General features: G+C 63.4%; 17 protein-coding genes. 8 read left to right on the forward strand and 9 right to left on the reverse strand.

The annotated features are described in order from the left end of the window. Window positions 1–10 precede the first annotated feature (10 nt). Window positions 11–2518: an ABC transporter permease gene (locus AC0ZZU_RS10040; protein WP_476340399.1), complete on the reverse strand. Its 2508-nt coding sequence runs from the start codon at window positions 2516–2518 to the stop codon at window positions 11–13. Continuing rightward, a complete protein-coding gene (locus AC0ZZU_RS10045) occupies window positions 2518–3201 on the reverse strand; it encodes an ABC transporter ATP-binding protein (protein ID WP_476340400.1) in 684 nt (227 codons plus the stop codon). The genes AC0ZZU_RS10040 and AC0ZZU_RS10045 overlap by 1 nt, the downstream gene beginning before the upstream one ends. A gap of 10 nt (window positions 3202–3211) precedes the next feature. On the opposite strand from AC0ZZU_RS10045, the gene AC0ZZU_RS10050 reads away from it, so the two are divergent. From AC0ZZU_RS10050 to AC0ZZU_RS10060, 3 genes are all read left to right on the forward strand, one after another. Continuing rightward, window positions 3212–3817, forward strand: a complete 606-nt coding sequence (locus tag AC0ZZU_RS10050; protein WP_476340401.1) for an arylesterase — start codon at window positions 3212–3214, stop codon at window positions 3815–3817. Between the two features lie 56 nt (window positions 3818–3873). Next, the gene (locus tag AC0ZZU_RS10055; protein ID WP_476340402.1) at window positions 3874–4155 is read left to right on the forward strand and encodes a hypothetical protein; all 282 of its coding nucleotides are present in this window, start codon (window positions 3874–3876) and stop codon (window positions 4153–4155) included. Between the two features lie 111 nt (window positions 4156–4266). Next, the gene (locus AC0ZZU_RS10060; protein WP_476340403.1) at window positions 4267–5244 is read left to right on the forward strand and encodes a L,D-transpeptidase family protein; all 978 of its coding nucleotides are present in this window, start codon (window positions 4267–4269) and stop codon (window positions 5242–5244) included. A 124-nt stretch (window positions 5245–5368) separates the two neighbouring features. Here AC0ZZU_RS10060 and AC0ZZU_RS10065 read toward each other — a convergent pair whose 3' ends face one another. Then, window positions 5369–5620: an Lpp/OprI family alanine-zipper lipoprotein gene (locus AC0ZZU_RS10065; RefSeq protein WP_003250288.1), complete on the reverse strand. Its 252-nt coding sequence runs from the start codon at window positions 5618–5620 to the stop codon at window positions 5369–5371. A 508-nt stretch (window positions 5621–6128) separates the two neighbouring features. Here AC0ZZU_RS10065 and AC0ZZU_RS10070 point away from each other — a divergent pair. Next, the gene (locus AC0ZZU_RS10070; RefSeq protein WP_476340405.1) at window positions 6129–6410 is read left to right on the forward strand and encodes a GNAT family N-acetyltransferase; all 282 of its coding nucleotides are present in this window, start codon (window positions 6129–6131) and stop codon (window positions 6408–6410) included. A 56-nt stretch (window positions 6411–6466) separates the two neighbouring features. Here the strand turns inward: AC0ZZU_RS10070 and AC0ZZU_RS10075 are convergent, their stop codons facing one another. Next, the gene (locus tag AC0ZZU_RS10075) at window positions 6467–7543 is read right to left on the reverse strand and encodes a 3-deoxy-7-phosphoheptulonate synthase (RefSeq protein WP_476340406.1); all 1077 of its coding nucleotides are present in this window, start codon (window positions 7541–7543) and stop codon (window positions 6467–6469) included. A 273-nt stretch (window positions 7544–7816) separates the two neighbouring features. On the opposite strand from AC0ZZU_RS10075, the gene AC0ZZU_RS10080 reads away from it, so the two are divergent. Together AC0ZZU_RS10080 and cysB are read left to right on the forward strand one after the other, a co-directional pair. Next, window positions 7817–8314: a universal stress protein gene (locus tag AC0ZZU_RS10080; RefSeq protein WP_158460788.1), complete on the forward strand. Its 498-nt coding sequence runs from the start codon at window positions 7817–7819 to the stop codon at window positions 8312–8314. Between the two features lie 125 nt (window positions 8315–8439). Further along, a complete protein-coding gene (gene cysB / locus AC0ZZU_RS10085) occupies window positions 8440–9414 on the forward strand; it encodes an HTH-type transcriptional regulator CysB (RefSeq protein WP_158460787.1) in 975 nt (324 codons plus the stop codon). Window positions 9415–9579: 165 nt separating this feature from the next. Here cysB and AC0ZZU_RS10090 read toward each other — a convergent pair whose 3' ends face one another. From AC0ZZU_RS10090 to rloA, 5 genes are all read right to left on the reverse strand, one after another. Next, the gene (locus tag AC0ZZU_RS10090; RefSeq protein ID WP_476340407.1) at window positions 9580–10314 is read right to left on the reverse strand and encodes a phosphoadenylyl-sulfate reductase; all 735 of its coding nucleotides are present in this window, start codon (window positions 10312–10314) and stop codon (window positions 9580–9582) included. Between the two features lie 84 nt (window positions 10315–10398). Next, on the reverse strand, window positions 10399–11742 hold the full coding sequence (gene pabB, locus AC0ZZU_RS10095; protein WP_476340408.1) for an aminodeoxychorismate synthase component I: 1344 nt from the start codon (window positions 11740–11742) through the stop codon (window positions 10399–10401). Window positions 11743–11868: 126 nt separating this feature from the next. Beyond that, on the reverse strand, window positions 11869–12849 hold the full coding sequence (locus tag AC0ZZU_RS10100) for an alpha-L-glutamate ligase-like protein (protein WP_476340409.1): 981 nt from the start codon (window positions 12847–12849) through the stop codon (window positions 11869–11871). Further along, entirely contained in the window at window positions 12849–14381 is a 1533-nt protein-coding gene (gene rloB, locus AC0ZZU_RS10105) for an osmotic stress tolerance membrane protein RloB (RefSeq protein ID WP_476340411.1), read from the reverse strand. Before rloB ends, AC0ZZU_RS10100 begins: the two co-directional genes overlap by 1 nt. 5 nt (window positions 14382–14386) lie before the next feature. Next, a complete protein-coding gene (gene rloA, locus AC0ZZU_RS10110; RefSeq protein WP_476340412.1) occupies window positions 14387–14923 on the reverse strand; it encodes a retropepsin-like aspartic peptidase RloA in 537 nt (178 codons plus the stop codon). A 293-nt stretch (window positions 14924–15216) separates the two neighbouring features. On the opposite strand from rloA, the gene AC0ZZU_RS10115 reads away from it, so the two are divergent. Both AC0ZZU_RS10115 and prpB read left to right on the forward strand, forming a co-directional pair. Beyond that, window positions 15217–15924, forward strand: a complete 708-nt coding sequence (locus tag AC0ZZU_RS10115; RefSeq protein WP_476340413.1) for a GntR family transcriptional regulator — start codon at window positions 15217–15219, stop codon at window positions 15922–15924. A gap of 3 nt (window positions 15925–15927) precedes the next feature. Next, window positions 15928–16818, forward strand: coding sequence for a methylisocitrate lyase (prpB, locus tag AC0ZZU_RS10120; protein ID WP_476340415.1), 891 nt, complete (start codon window positions 15928–15930; stop codon window positions 16816–16818). Window positions 16819–16842: the final 24 nt, after the last annotated feature.

The following is a 16842-nucleotide window of genomic DNA, read 5'->3' on the forward strand; positions in this document are numbered from 1 at the left end:
CTGCCGTACCTCAGCCCTCCCGCAACACCGTCAGCGGGCTGGCGTTGAGTGCCCGGCGGGTGCCGTAGACGCCGGCTCCGCCCACCAGCAGTGCCCCGATCAGTGGCAGCACCAGCAGCCACGGGTGCGGACTCCACTCCAGGGCGAACGCGTAGCGGTACAGCACCCAGGTGATCAGCTCGCATCCCAGTGCGGCGAGCAGGCCGCTGGCGGCGCCCAGCAGGCCGAACTCGATGCGCCGCGACTTGACCAGCAGTGCCCGCCCGGCACCCAGGGCGCGGAGCAGCGCACCCTGGCGGATGCGTTCGTCCAGCGTGGCCTGCAGGCCCGCGAACAACACCGCCAGGCCCGCTGCCAGCACGAACAGCAGCACATATTCGACCGCCAGGGTGACCTGGGCCAGGATGCTGCGCAGCTGCGCCAGCAGGGCGTCGACCTGCAGGATGGTCGCAGCCGGGAAGGCTCGTGACAGCGCGACGATCTCCTGGTCGTGGCCGGCGCCCAGATAGAAGCTGGTCAGGTAGGTCGTGGGCAGTCCCTGCAGCGTGCCGGGCTGGAAGATCATGTAGAAGTTGGGCTGGAAGCTGTCCCAGTGCACCGAGCGCAGGCTGGTGACCTGGGCCTGGCGCTCCTGTCCGCCGATGTCGAAGGTCAGGGTATCGCCCAGGGCCAGCTTGAGGCTGGTGGCCAGCTCGCTCTCGACCGACACGCCGGGAAGCTGATCCTCGATCGGCGTCGATTGCCACCAGTTGCCGGCCTCCAGTGCGTTGCCCTCGGGCAGTTCGGCGGCCCAGGTAAGGCTGAGGTCGCGCTGCACGGCGCGCTCGCCGGTCGACTCCTTGCTCACCAGTTCGCGGACCGGTTCGCCATTGATGTGGGTCAGGCGTCCTGGAATCACCGGGTACAGCGGAGCCGCGTTGGCGTGGATCTGCGCCAGGTGCTGGGCGAAGGGCTCGCGATCGTCGGGCAGGATGTTGAGGGCGAAATGGTTCGGCGCATCCTTGGGCAACTGGTCTTGCCAGGTGTCCAGCAGCTCGGCCCGCAGCAGGGCGACCAGGGCCATGGCCAGCAGGATCAGACCGAACGCCAGGGCCTGGCCAGCGGCGGCCAGTGGATGGCGCAGCAGTTGGCCCAGGCCCAGGCGCCAGGCGAGGGGGGAGCCTGCCAGCAGCCGGCGCAGGCTGCGCAGGCCGAGCAGCAGCAGGCCGCCCAGTACCACCGCGGCGATCAGTCCGCCCCCGAGAAGAGCGAAGGTCAGCAGCAGGTCCAGGCTCAAGCGCCACATGATCAGGCCCAGGGCCAGCAGCGCGGCGCCATAGACCAGCCAGCTGCTGGGCGGAACCGGCAGCAGGTCGCGGCGCAGTACGCGCAGTGGCGGCACCCTGCCCAGCGCGGCCAGCGGCGGCAGGGCGAAACCGGCCAGGGCCACGAGACCCGTACCAATCCCGGCCAATGCCGGCGCGATACCGCCTGGCGGTACGACACTGGGCATCAAGCCGTGCAGCAATTGGAACAGGCCCAGCTGTGCCAGCCACCCGATCAGGGCGCCGATCAGTGCGGCCACGCCACCGAGCGCGGCCAGTTGCAGGCTGAACAGCGCCAACGCCTGGCGCCGGGACAGGCCCAGGCAGCGCAGCAAGGCACTGGCGTCCAGCCGCCGGGCGGCGTAGCGGCTGGCTGAAAGGGCCACGGCCACCCCGGCCAGCAGCACCGCGACCAGGCTGGCCATGTTCAGGTAGCGCTCGGCCTTGCCCAAGGCACCGCCGATCTGCCGGTTGCCGTCGCGGGTGTCACGCAGGCGCTGGTTGGCGGCCAGGTCTTTCTCGACCGCCTGGCGGTACTGGGCAAGCGCCTCGACATCGCCGCGCCACAGGTCGCGGTAGGTGACCCGGCTGCCGGGCTGTACCACGCCAGTGGCCTCGAGGTCAGCCAGGTTGATCAGGACCCGGGGCGTCAGGCTGTAGAAGTTGCCGGCCCGGTCTGGCTCGTAGGTCAGCACCCGGCTCATGCGCAGGGATTTCATCCCCACATCGATGCTGTCGCCGATCTGCAGGCCGAGGGCGGCCAGCAAGCGCGGCTCGACCCAGGTCTCGCCGGGTGCCGGACCGCCGCCCGGGATTTCTTCGCCGTAAGGCGCAGGGGCGCTGCGTACCTGGCCGCGCAGGGGATAGGCGCTGTCCGCGGCCTTGATGCTCGAGAGTGCAATGCCCTCATCGGTGGCCACCACGCTCGAGAACTCCACCACGCGGGCGTGTCGCAGACCCAGCGCGGTACCGGCACTGATCTGCTGGGCCTGGGCTGGCGAACTGCCTTGCAGCACCAGGTCGGCACCCAGGAACTCGCTCGCGCGCAACTGCATGGCGCCGTTGAGGCGCGTACCGAAATAGCCGATGGCGGTGCTGGCGGCCACCGCCACCAGCAAGGCGAAGAACAGCACGCGCACTTCACTGGCGCGCAGGTCGCGCAGCAGTTGGCGCAGTGCGAGGCTGCACAGGCGGGTAAACGGCAATCGCGTCATCAGGGCTCCAGGGGGGTAACCAGGTGGCCGGCATCCAGGCGGATCAGGCGGCGGCAGCGGTGGGCCAGTCGTTCGTCGTGGGTGACCAGTACCAGGGTGGTGCCACGCTCCTGGTTGAGCTCGAACAGCAGGTCACTGATGCGTTCGCCGGTATGACTGTCGAGATTGCCGGTCGGCTCATCGGCAAAAAGTACCGCCGGTTGCGCCGCAAAGGCGCGGGCGATGGCCACGCGCTGCTGTTCGCCCCCTGACAACTGGCGCGGCGAGTGGCTCAGGCGCTGGCCCAGGCCTACGCGTTCGAGCAGGTTGCGGGCCTGCTCGCGGGCATCGCGCCGGCCATCGAGCTCCAGCGGCAGCATCACGTTCTCCAGGGCGTTCAAGCTGTCGAGCAACTGGAAAGACTGGAACACGAAGCCGACATGTTCGGCGCGAACGCGCGCGCGCTGGTCTTCATCCAGCGGCCCGAGGTCTTGCCCGGCGAGGATGACGCTGCCGGCGCTGGGCCGGTCGAGCCCGGCGAGCAAGCCGAGTAGGGTCGATTTGCCCGAACCCGACGCGCCGACGATGGCCAGGCTGTCGCCCTTCTCCAGCGACAGCGAAAGTTGATGGAGGATGGTGAGGTCGCCTTCCGCGCTGGGGACCACTTTGCTAAGGTTCTGCGCAACGAGAATGCTTGGGCCCATGGAGAATCCGATGCGAATGTGGTGGTTGAGTGCCGGTCTGGCCCTGTATTGCCTGAGCCAGAGCGCGGCAGCGGGTACGCTGCTGATCGTGGGGGATAGTATCAGCGCCGGTTTTGGCCTGGATACCCGTCAAGGCTGGGTAACCTTGCTGCAGCAACGGCTGCGGGACGAAGGTTTTGACGACAAGGTGGTCAATGCCTCTATCAGTGGCGACACCAGCGCAGGCGGTCAGGCGCGGCTAGCGGCGCTGCTTGCAGAGCACAAGCCCGAGGTGGTGGTGCTGGAGCTGGGTGGCAATGATGGACTGCGGGGGCAGCCACCACAGCAATTGCAACAAAATCTTGCATCGATGATCGATCGCTCCCGCGCAGCGGGTGCCAAGGTGCTGTTGCTCGGAATGCGCTTGCCGCCCAATTACGGCGTTCGCTATACCACGGCCTTTGCCCAGGTGTATGAAACCCTGGCGAGCGAAAAACAGGTGCCACTGGTGCCGTTCTTTCTCGAGGGCGTGGGCGGTGTGCCGGAGTTGATGCAGGCCGATGGCATCCATCCCGCGCAGGGCGCCCAGGGGCAGTTGCTGGAAAATGCCTGGCCAGCGATAAAACCCTTGCTCTGACGCTTTAATCGGGACCCGGTTTCGGCTAAGGTTGCGCCCCCGATCTGGAGCCCCCGATGCCGCGTCCCGCCTGGTCCCTGTATGCCTATCAATTGATCGAGCCTGATGAACAGCTCGACCTGTTCGCTTGCCAGGAAAGCCGCGTTCATCTTGTGACCCGTCAGCTCGAACTGGGCGGTGCCGCCGACCGGACGCTCTGTGGCGGCCTGCTGCCCGCGCAGCCGCGCTGGTCGATGGTGGAGCGCACGGTCTACCGCGACAGCCGCCTGTGCTCTCTGTGCCGTGCGATTCTCGAGGCGCAACGGCGCGGTACTCGCCCGATCTGGCCGGAACTCTGAGCGCCTTTCATCATCTGTAGTGCAGGTACAGGCCCGTTGTCTCCCGCTGGGGGAGGGGGCCGGTGTACAATTGCCGTCCTGACTTACCTGAACTTGCGAAGGATTTCCCGGATGTTGCCGCGCTTTCCCGCCGTCACCCGCTGCCTGTCCCTGGCTACCCTGCTGGCAGCCGGCCCCGCCGCTGCGCTGGAGTTGCCCCTGCCACCCCCCGGCGAAGACGTCGTCGGTCAGGTCCAGGTGATCAAGGCCAAATACGAAGATACCTTCGCCGACATCGGCACTGCCAACGATCTGGGCTACCTGGAGATGATCGCCGCCAACCCCGGTGTCGATCCCTGGTTGCCGGGCGCGGGGACCGAGATCATCCTGCCGACCCGCTTCGTCCTGCCTCCAGGACCGCGCGAAGGCATCGTGATCAACCTGGCCGAGTATCGCTTGTACTACTTCCCCAAGGGGGAGAACGTCGTCCACACCTTCCCGCTGGGCATCGGCCGTGAAGGATGGGGCTCGCCCATCGCCAACACCAAGATCACCGCCAAGACCCCGAACCCGACCTGGACACCGCCAGCCTCGATCCGCGCCGAGCATGCTGCCGACGGCGACATCCTGCCGGCGGTGGTACCTGCCGGTCCCGACAACCCGCTGGGCCCGTTCAAGTTCACCCTGGGCGTGCCGGGATACCTGATACACGGCTCGAACAAGAAGTTCGGCATTGGCATGCGTACCAGCCATGGCTGCTTCCGCATGTTCAACAACAATGTACTCCAGCTGTCGACGATGGTCCCGGTGGGTACTGCGGTGCGCATCATCAATGAGCCGTACAAGTTCGGCGTCAGTGGTGGAAAGGTCTATCTGGAAGCGCATACACCGCTGAACGATCAGGGTGATCCTTCGGTAGTCGACAAGCATACGGCGGTCATCAACGCCCTGCTCAAGCGTGAAGAGCTGGCCAACAGCCTGCGCATGAACTGGGACATGGTCCGTGACGTGGTGGCGGCCGAGGATGGCATGCCGGTCGAGATCGCTGTGCCGATCGAGCAGGCTGGCTCCGCGCCGATGGTGTCGAGCATTCCGCCCGAACTGCAGTAAGCGCGATGCTGTTACCTGGGGCCTGCTTCGCGCAGGCCTCGTTGTTTGTGCCGCGGGACTTCACGGCGGGCACAAAAAAGCCGACCCACAAGTGGGTCGGCTTCTCAACAATCCCGAGGGACCATTACTTGCGGCTGGCTTTGTCCAGCATGCGCAGAGCGCGCTCGTTGGCTTCGTCAGCAGTCTGCTGAGCCTTTTGAGCTGCAGCCATAGCGTCGTCAGCCTTGCGATAGGCTTCATCGGCACGAGCTTGGGCGCGAGCTGCTGCGTCTTCGGTAGCAGTCAGACGAGCTTCGGTTTCTTTGGATACGCTGCTGCAACCGGTAGCCAGAACTGCGGCCAGAGCCAGAGCAGAGAATTTCAGAACGTTGTTCATCGTGTTCCCCTTCAAGGACTTTCTAATCTATTAAATAGCCATCTCTCGGAAAAGAGAAAGTGGCCGGCGTACATAGTACCCATTACTTGTAGTAAGTAAACTGACAGAGCGCAAGAACTGCAAAAAAAATCTCGCTGGAACACGCGAGCGTCGGGGTTTGTAGCAAAACCGTGATGTACCCGACACAGGGGTTGCAAGCGCTTGTCGCAAGTGCCTTTTTGCTGAACTAAAGGTGACTTTAAGTGTCGGCCGTCGTCTTGTTGCTACAACATCCCACAACTGTAGATAGTCTAGTCGGCGGGCAGGGCGCGTTGCCATTATCGTATTTTTTGCGAATTTGCACCTTGAGCATTTCCGCTTGAGGCGCCTACTATTCGAAGATGCCGCACATTGCAGAACAAAGGGGTGTGCGGGACGGTCCAACGGGCAACAGGTGACGTGAACGTTCCTGCGCCGGATCAACATCGGTAAGGTAAAGGTCTGCAGATCAGGCCTGCGAGGAGTAGTGATGAGCGAAGCGTTGACCATCCACCATGACCAGGCCGGTCATCAGTTCGAGACCCATGTGGGCGGTCATCGTGCCTACCTGACCTACATGGACCTGGGCAAGCAGACGCTCGATATCTACCGCACCTTCGTCCCCAACGCGTTGCGCGGGCGGGGCATTGCGGCGGCGCTTACCGAGAAGGCGCTGGAGTATGCAGAGCAGATGGGCTACACCGTGATCCCGTCATGCTCCTACGTCGAGCGTTACATGGAGCGTCAGCAGCGCCATTCGAAAAAGGCCTGATCGCAGCCTCACACCAGAACGCCGGGCAAGTGCCCGGCGTTTTTTTTGCGGCTCGATCAGGCGCGCTGGCGCTTGGGCAGTACGTCCTTGAGCTTGGCGTGCATGCTTCGCAGGGTGTTTTCGGTGGCGCTCCAGTCGATGCAGGCGTCGGTGACCGAAACGCCGTACTGCAATTCGTCCAGGTTCTTGGGGATGGCCTGGCAGCCCCAGTTCAGGTGGCTCTCGACCATCAGGCCGATGATCGACTGGTTGCCTTCGAGAATCTGGTTGGCGACGTTCTCCATCACCAGCGGCTGCAGGGCCGGGTCCTTGTTGGAGTTGGCGTGGCTGCAGTCGACCATGATGTTCGGCTTGATCTTCGCCTTGTTCAGGGCCTGCTCGCACAGCGCGACGCTGACCGAGTCATAGTTCGGCTTGCCGTTGCCACCGCGCAGTACCACATGGCCGTAGGCGTTGCCCTTGGTGGTGACGATCGACACGCCACCTTCCTGGTTGATACCCAGGAAACGGTGCGGGCTGGACACCGACTGCAGGGCGTTGATCGCCACGGTCAGGCCGCCGTCGGTGCCATTCTTGAAGCCTACCGCCGAGGACAGGCCCGAGGCCATCTCGCGGTGGGTCTGGGATTCGGTGGTACGGGCGCCGATCGCCGACCAGCTGATCAGGTCCTGCAGGTACTGCGGCGAGATCGGGTCGAGCGCTTCGGTCGCGGTCGGCAGGCCCTTTTCAGCCAGATCCAGCAGCAATTGGCGACCGATGTGCAGGCCGTCCTGGATCTTGAATGAGTCGTCCAGGTACGGGTCGTTGATCAGGCCTTTCCAGCCAACGGTGGTGCGCGGCTTCTCGAAGTACACGCGCATCACCAGGTAGAGGGTGTCGGAGACTTCGGCTGCGAGCACCTTGAGGCGCTCAGCATATTCGTGAGCGGCCTTGAGGTCATGGATCGAGCAGGGGCCGACCACCACGAACAGGCGATGGTCCTTGCCGTCGAGGATATTGCGCACCACTTCGCGGCCGGCAGTCACGGTCTGCAGGGCTTTGGCGCTGAGAGGGATCTCCTTCTTGAGCTGATCGGGGGTGATCAGGGTCTCGTTGGAGGCAACGTTCAGGTCGTCGATCGGTAAATCAGCCATCGTTTACTCGTCAGGTCACGGGTGCCGGCCGCCAGCATTCCCCGTGCGGCCCAGCAGCAAGAATATACGCAGCGGGGAGCGGAACCTTAGCGCGTTCACGGGGACGCCACAAGACTGAAAGCATGCGCTCTGCGCAGGTGGCGTCCGATCGACAAGCTCTCCGGAAATCAGCACTTGTACACTGGCGCACCAGCACGCCAGACGGCAAGTCGAGCGCCCATGGCGCTGCTAAGCTCAAACTTGCTCTGCCGCAGTGGCAGTCGAGGAGGGCGAATGATCCGATCCATGTTGTACGCCACCGACCTCGGTGTGTATGCGCCATTCGTGATGCAGCATGCGTTGGTGATGGCGAGAACCTTTGGTGCAGAGCTGTACGTGATTCACGCCGTAGAACCCATGGGGCAGTTCGCCGAATCCCTCCTGCAAAGCTATCTCGACGAGCGCACCCTGGACCAGTTGCACAGCCAAGGCGTCAACACGGTCATGGCCAATATCGAGCAGCGGGTGCTGGCCAATTTTCGCGATGAGCTGGGCGAGGAAGCAGACCTTGCATTGATCAAGGCGGTACGGGTGCGCCAGGGTGATCCGGCGTCGGTGATTCTTGAGCAGGCACAGCGCCTGGATGTCGACCTGTTGATCTTTGGCAGCCACTGCCAGGGCGCGGGCGCCGAGGTTCCGCTGGGGCGCACGGCGGTGCGTTTGCTGCAACTGTCACCGGTACCTATCTATATGGTGCCCTTGGCGCAGCATCTGGGGCGAAGAAAAGAGTGAGGTGGCGCCCCGCCACTTCTAACGCCCGTTTGACGAAATTGTTCTAGATTTATTCTTCAAACCACTAATATAGTTATAAATGCGTCGCTGCCGCCGGTGACACCCAGCTGATTTGAGGGATACCTATGAAGCTTCAACAACTGCGCTACATCTGGGAGGTAGCGCACCATGACCTCAACGTTTCTGCCACGGCGCAGAGCCTCTACACCTCGCAACCTGGGATCAGCAAGCAGATCCGCCTGCTCGAGGACGAGTTGGGCGTCGAAGTCTTTGCCCGTAGCGGCAAGCACCTGACCCGCGTCACCCCAGCCGGTGAGCGCATCATCACCACTGCGGGAGAGATCCTGCGCAAGGTCGAGAGCATCAAGCAGATCGCACAAGAGTTCTCAAACGAGAAGAAGGGCACCCTGTCGATCGCCACTACCCACACCCAGGCACGCTACGCGCTGCCGCCGGTGATCAGTGGCTTCATCAAGCAGTACCCCGAAGTCGCCTTGCACATGCACCAGGGTTCGCCCATGCAGATTGCCGAGATGGCTGCCGACGGCACCGTCGATTTTGCCATCGCCACCGAAGCGCTGGAGCTGTTCGGCGACCTGATCATGATGCCGTGCTACAAGTGGAACCGCTGCGTCGTGGTACCCCAGAACCACCCGCTGGCCAAGTTGCCCAAGCTTACCCTCGAGGCCGTGGCCGAGTATCCGATCGTCACCTACGTGTTCGGCTTCACTGGCCGCTCCAAGCTGGACGAGGCGTTCAACCACCGCGGCCTGACCCCGAAGGTGGTCTTCACCGCCGCCGACGCCGACGTCATCAAGACTTACGTGCGCCTGGGCCTGGGCGTGGGCATCGTTGCCGGCATGGCGGTCGACGCCAAGCTCGACAGCGACCTGGTTGCCCTGGATGCCAGCGAGTTGTTCGAGCCTAGCATCACCAAGATCGGCTTCCGGCGTGGCACCTTCCTGCGCGGCTTCATGTGCGACTTCATCGAGAAGTTCGCGCCGCACCTGACCCGCGAAGTCATGGCCAAGGCGATCCAGTGTCACAACAAGCAAGAGCTTGAAGAGCTGTTCGCGGGGGTTGAGTTGCCGGTGCATTGATTGATTGGCATGACTTGAGTCTTGCAACGCCCATGAGATCGAGCGCCGCGCGGGCGGCGCTCGATTTGCGCAACGCCACAAGGCCCCAAGCGCACGGCGCTCGATTTATGCGGCGCCACAAGGCCCAAGCGCACGAGTCGCTCGATCCCAAGAGCCCTGCAAGGCTCAAGCCTTGCTGATCAAATTCCCAGCATGCAGCCCACATTCCTTCTGCGTGGACTCTTCCCACCACCAACGGCCTTCGCGCTCGTGCTGGTTGGGCAGGACCGGCCGGGTGCACGGCTCGCAGCCGATGCTGATGAAGCCGCGTTCGTGCAGGCTGTTGTACGGCAACTCGAGCATGCGGATATAGCCCCAGACTTCAGCGCTGGTCATCTGGGCCAGAGGGTTGAACTTGTACAGCGGGCGCTCCGGTGTGGAGAAGGCAGCGTCGATTTCAAGCGCCGGCACCTGGCTGCGGGTACCCGGGCTCTGGTCGCGGCGCTGGCCGGTGGCCCAGGCGCTGACGGTACTCAGCTTGCGCCGCAACGGCTCGATCTTGCGGATCCCGCAGCACTCGCCATGCCCATCCTTGTAGAAGCTGAACAGGCCCTTTTCCTTGACGAAAGGGTCCAGCTTGCTGCGGTCAGGGCTTAGGATCTCGATCGGCAGGTTGTACTGCTCACGGACTTGATCGATGAAGCGGTAGGTTTCCGGATGCAGGCGGCCGGTGTCCAGGCTGAACACCTTGACCTGCTTGTTCAGCTTCCAGGCCATGTCCACCAGCACCACGTCTTCGGCGCCACTGAAGGAAATCCACAGGTCGTCGCCGAAATGCTCGAAGGCGAGCTTGAGGATGTCTTGCGGGGACTTGCTGGCATACGTCGCGGCCAGGGCGGCGACGTCGAACGGTTGGCTCATCAGGCGGCTTCCATACATTTATGTGGCGCTTGGCGCTCGTAATGAACAGATATTACCAAATATTGGCGCACAGGCCTGCCTCGCCTACAAACCCTGCAGCGTTTCCATCAACACACGCACCTTGGCGATCGACTCTTCATACTCTGCCTGCCACTGAGAATCGGCCACGACCGCTCCGCCGCCCCAGCAGCTGACCTGGCCGTCCTTGACCAGCAGGCTGCGGATGGCGATGGAGCTGTCCATTTCGCCGCGCACGTCCACGTACAGCAGCGATCCGCAGTACAGCGCGCGGCGCGTGGGTTCCAGTTCGTCGATGATCTGCATGGCTCGAATCTTCGGTGCGCCGGTGATCGAGCCGCCCGGGAAGCTGCCGCCAATCAGGTCCAGTGCGTCCTTGCCGGCGGCCAGGCGCCCGGTGACGCTGCTGACCAGGTGGTGCACGTTTGGATAGCTCTCAAGGCTGAACAGCTCCGGCACTTTCACCGAGCCGATCTCGCAGGTGCGGCCCAGGTCATTGCGCAGCAGATCGACGATCATCAGGTTTTCCGAGCGGTCCTTGCGGCTGTCCAGCAGCTCGGCGGCGTTGCGTGCGTCTTCGGCAGGGTCCGCAGCGCGGGGGCGGGTACCCTTGATCGGCCGGGTTTCGACCTGGCCCTGGCTGACACGAATGAAGCGCTCTGGCGAAAAGCTCAGCAACGCACTGCCGTCGGCCAGCAGCTGGAAGCCGGAGAACGGTGTCGGACAGGCACGGCGCAGTGCCTGGTAGGCATGCCACGGGTCGCCCTGGCAGGGGGCGCGAAAACGCTGGGTCAGGTTGATCTGGTAGCAGTCGCCCGCCTGGATGTAGTGCTGTACCCGGTCGAAGGCGCGTTGGTACTCACCCGCATCCAGGTCTCCACGCATGGGGGAAAGCAGCTTGAAGTGCGTGGTCTGCGCCGATGGCGGTGCTTCGAACAACGCTATCAGCCGTTGCCGCTCGGCCTCATCGAGGCTTGGATGGAACACCAGTTGCGTGGTTCGCATCAGGTGGTCGCTGGCCAGTGCCCACGCGTACAGCCCCAATTGCGCATCCGCCAGCCCCAGGTCATCGGTGGCAAGGCTCGGCAGCTGTTCCAGGCGCCGCCCAAAGTCATAGCTCAGGTAGCCGATCAGTCCGCCAGCAAATGGCAGCTCGACGCCATCAGGCATTTGCGCCTCACCCAGCTGCGCCAGGCTCTCGCGCAGGCGCTGCAGGTAAGCCAGTCCGCTTTCATCCGCTGCGGCCTGCAGATGCTGCAACGGCCAGGCGCTGAGCAGGTCGAAGCGCCCGCGTTCGGCGCCCGGGCGGGCACTGTCGAGCAGCACGGCGCCGGGCGCATGGCGCAGGCGGGCAAAGCAGACGGCAGGGTCGGGCTGATAGGGCAGGGGGTGGAGCGTACAGGTCGGCATGCGAATGGACGGCAATGGGAGAGGAGGCGATTGTAGTCTGCCGCGTGCCGCGCTCCTAGCATCGAGCGCGACATTCAGCCCCTGAACCCGCGCCTGCCACCAGGCGTGCGCGGGTCCATGGCCGGATCAGAGGCCGGGCACGTGACCGAACAGGCCTTGGGCGACCCGTACGCGCTGCTCGGCATCTTCCGTTACGCCGTCCTTGGCCAGCGCCTCGATATGCGCCTCGATGGCGTGTGTGCGCTGGGTCAGGCCGCAGTCGTTGGCGATCTGGATGTTCAGGCCGGGGCGGGCGTTGAGCTCGAGAATCAGCGGGCCCTTGTCCTGGTCCAGCACCATGTCGACGCCGATGTAGCCCAGCCCGCAGAGCTCGTAGCAGCCTGCGGCCAGCTTCATGAAGCCGTCCCAGTTGGGCAGTTGCACACCGTCCACCGCATTGGTGGTGTCCGGGTGCTTGCTGATGATGTTGTTCAGCCAGGTGCCGCGCAGGGTCACGCCGGTGGCCAGGTCCACGCCCACGCCGATGGCGCCCTGGTGCAGGTTGGCCTTGCCGCCGGACTGGCGCGTCGGCAGGCGCAGCATGGCCATCACCGGGTAGCCCATCAGCACGATGATGCGGATATCGGGCACGCCTTCGTAGCTGATGCTCTTGAAGATCTGGTCCGGGGTGACCCGGTACTCGATCAGCGCGCGGTCGCGGTGCCCGCCAAGCGAATACAGCCCGGTGAGGATGCTCGACACCTGGTGCTCGATCTCCTCGTGGCTGATGATCTTGCCCGACACTGTCCGGTAGCGGCTCTCGAACCGGTCGGCGATCACCAGGATGCCGTCACCGCCAGCGCCTTGCGCTGGCTTGATGACGAAGTCGCTGCGCCCGCCGATGATCTCGTCGAGCTTGTCGATTTCCTTCTCGGTGGAGATCACTCCGTACATTTCCGGCACATGGATGCCGGCCGCGAGCGCACGCTCCTTGGTGATGATCTTGTCGTCTACGATCGGGTACAGGTTGCGCTTGTTGTACTTGAGGACGTAGTCCGCATTGCGCCGGTTGATACCCATGATGCCCCGCGCTTCCAGGGCTTTCCAGGTCTTGATAAGGCCAAACATCAGGCGTCAGCCTTCAGGAAAGCCTTGAAGCGTACGAGCTCGGTGAGGCGGTAGCCGCGGTAGCGTCCCATCGCCAGCATGAAGCCCACCAGAACCAGCAGCACTGCAGGGAAGGTGAAGACGAAATACACCAGCTCCGGCACCATCATCAGCAGGTGCGCCACCGACGCGGCGAACAGGGTGCCGACAGCCACCTTCATGGCATGGCCACCGCCACGCTCTTCCCAGGTGATCGACAGGCGCTCGATGGTCATGGTCAGAATCACCATCGGGAACAGCGCAACCGACAGCCCGCGCTCGAGTCCGAGCTTGTGGCTGAACAGACTGATGGCCGCGATCAGCACCACCACGAAGGTCAGTACCACCGACAGGCGCGGCAGCATCTGCAGCTTGAGGTGCTCGAGATACGATCGCAAGGACAGGCCCAGGGCCGTGATCACCGTGAACAGGATGATGCCGAAGCCCAGCTGGGTCTCGCGGAAGGCGAGGGCGATCAGCACCGGGGTAAAGGTACCCAGGGTCTGCAGGCCGATCAGGTTGCGCAGCACCAGGATCACCAGTACGCCGATCGGGATCATCACCATGATCATGAACGTCTGCTGTGTTTGCAGCGGCAGGCCGTACAGCGAGTATTCGAGGAAGTCGGCGTCGGTATTCTCGTCGGTCAGCTTGGCCAGGCGGATGGCGTTCATCTCGCTGTTGTTCATGCTGAAAGTGACGTTGGCTTTCTTGCCGCCATCGACAGTGATCAGGTTGTCATCGCCCGTCCACCACAGCAGGCGGTCATTGGGCAGGCCTTGTTCGCCGGTATCCGGGTTGAAGTAGAGCCAGTCGTTGCCATTGAAGCTGCGCAGCCACAGTTCAGGCGTCTGCGGTACGTCGGCCACCAGGCGGATGGTGTGGACCTTTTCCATCGGCACGTGGGCGATGGACAGCAGCAGGTCGATGACCTTGGCCTTGTTCAGGGCCGAAGTGTCGCCGGCCAGCAGCAGCTTGACGTTGTCGTCGTTGAGGTTGTTGACCCGCTTGATGGTCTCGCCGACAAAAGTCTCGACATCGGCCGAGTGCTGGCGGATAGGCGCCATCAGGGCCTCGGCGGCGATCTTCTCGGGCCCCTCGACGGCCAGGCTGTCACGGAAGGTCGGGCCTTTGACCGTGGCTTTCTCGGTGCTGTAGCGCTTGGTCAGGACCAGGCGGTAGTAGAGAGTCTGGTTGCCACTGGCGCGACGGGCCGACCAGGTCACCTTGCGGTTGCCGTCGGCACGGTTGACGCTCACGCCGTAGTTATTGGAGATGAAGCTCTCGTTGAGGCTGACGTAGTCGCGGTTCAGTGGCGGCACGAACATCTGGATCTTGACCGGATCCTTGGAGCTGGCGACGAACTCGACCTTGGCGTCGATGTTCCACAGGTCGTCGGTCTCGTCCTCGGTCACCGGGATGCCGAGGAAGAAGATCTGATAGGCCGTGACCATTACGCCCAGCAACACCAGTACGGTGATCAGGACTTTCAGATGGAGGGTAAGAGAGCGCATCGGATCTACTCTGCGGTGTGAGCGTCAGTGGCACAGGCAGGTTTGCCGGCCGCGTATTTAAGGCTTGGGTCGACCAGGGCATCGAAGTGCTTGAGCGCCTCTGAACCGACCAGCAGCGGGAACTGGAACGCGCTGCGGTCGGTGAGGTTGACTTCGATGGTGCGCAGGTTGCGGCCCATGCAGATGTTCAGTTCGATCACGGGCCGGGCAGTGTAGGCCTTGCCCTCGTCCGGGTTGAAGTCACCGGCGCGTCGCTTGATCTTGCTCACGCGGGCCAGGGGTCGTTCTATCGGATGCGAGTGGGCGGCGTCAATCGCCAGGTAGAAGCGTACCCAGCTCTCGCCATTGCGCTTGAAGCGCTTGATGTCGCGGGCACTGAGCGAGGCGGTCTTGGCGCCGGTGTCGAGCTTGGCGGCGACTTCGAGGTCCAGATCAGCCAGGCGGGCATATTCGTTGAGACCGTACACGGTCTTCTCCACCGCCTGGCCAATGGCCGGCAGCAAGGAAAGGCAAAACAGCAGTAGAAGGGGTGTGAGTCTCATAATCCTGGCGCGGTGCTGTGCGGTGTTCGTGGCAAGGCGACTGGGCAGTACTGCGCAAGCTCCTCGTTGATCTGTCGACAGTATGAAACTCTCGGCAGACACACTATCCATACTCCGTAGGAGGCGCGGCATTCTATCACGATGAGGTATTGACGCCAGCGGGTCGCAATCTGACAGCACTGGCGGTGGATAAGTTCGTCATTAGACGATTGTCGACAATACCGAAGTTGTCTTTGACTTAGTCCTCCATTAAGGCTAGTTTTCACGCCATTGATCATCAAGGTGTCGACAATATGTCGGAAGCAACTCATGCCGTCCTCTCCGGACACGACGAAACCGAGACCCTGTCCGAAAACGTCTTCAGGCGTATCCAGTCGGCCATCGTCAAAGGCGAGATCGCACCGGGCAGCAAGATCTCCGAGCCAGAGCTGGCGCGCACCTACGGCATCAGCCGGGGCCCGCTGCGCGAGGCCATCCATCGCCTGGAGGGCCAGCGCCTGCTGGTGCGGATACCGCATGTCGGAGCGCGCGTCGTGTCGCTGAGCCACGCCGAGTTGATCGAGCTCTACGAAATCCGCGAGTCGCTCGAAGGGATGGCCTGCCGTCTGGCCGCCGAGCGCATGAGCGTGGCCGAGATCGATGAGCTGCGTCGGGTGCTGGAGACCCATGAGCAGGATGCCCGCTTCCAGGCCGGCATCGGCTACTACCAGCAGGAAGGCGACTTCGACTTCCATTACAGGATCATCCAGGGCAGTGGCAACCGCACCCTTGTGCAGATGCTCTGCGGCGAGCTGTACCAGCTGGTGCGCATGTATCGCATCCAGTTCTCGGCCACGCCCAACCGGCCACGCCAGGCATTCGCCGAGCACCACCGGATTCTCGATGCCATCGCCGAACGTGACGGCGAACTGGCTGAACTCCTGATGCGCCGGCACATCGGCGCGTCCAAGCGCAATATCGAGCGTCATTATCAGGACGCCAACAACAACAGCCCGAGGTGAGTCATGACCCAGAAAAGCAGTCCCGGCCAGCGCTTTCGAGACGCAGTCGCCGCCGAGCATCCGTTGCAGGTGGTCGGGGCGATCAACGCCAACCACGCCCTGCTTGCCAAGCGCGCAGGCTTCAAGGCCATCTACCTGTCGGGCGGTGGGGTGGCGGCGGGGTCCCTGGGCCTGCCGGACCTGGGCATCACCGGCCTGGATGACGTCCTGACCGATGTGCGGCGCATCACTGATGTGTGCGACCTGCCGCTGCTGGTGGATGTCGACACCGGTTTTGGCGCCTCGGCCTTCAATGTGGCGCGTACCGTGCGCTCGATGAACAAGTTCGGTGCCGCGGCGATTCATATCGAGGATCAGGTCGGCGCCAAGCGCTGCGGCCATCGTCCCAACAAGGAGATCGTCAGCCAGCAGGAAATGGTCGACCGCATCAAGGCCGCCGTCGATGCCCGGCTCGACGACAGCTTTGTGATCATGGCGCGTACCGATGCCCTGGCCGTGGAAGGTCTCAATGCCGCCCTGGACCGCGCTGCTGCCTGCATCGAGGCCGGTGCGGACATGATCTTCCCCGAGGCGATCACCGAGCTGTCCATGTACCAGACCTTCGCCGACCGCGTGCGCGCGCCGATCCTGGCCAACATCACCGAGTTTGGCGCCACGCCGTTGTACACCACCGAAGAGCTGGCCTCGGCCGGGGTGTCACTGGCGCTGTACCCGCTGTCGGCATTCCGTGCCATGAACAAGGCAGCCGAAAACGTGTACGCCGCGCTGCGCCGCGATGGCACGCAGAAGAACGTGGTCGACACCATGCAGACGCGGATGGAGCTGTACGACGCCATCGGTTATCACGCGTTCGAGCAGAGCCTGGATGCGCTGTTTGCGCAGAAGAAGGGTTGAGGGTGTCGGTGCCCTGACCGACAC

It is taken from the genome of Pseudomonas sp. JE3303, from assembly GCF_056312565.1.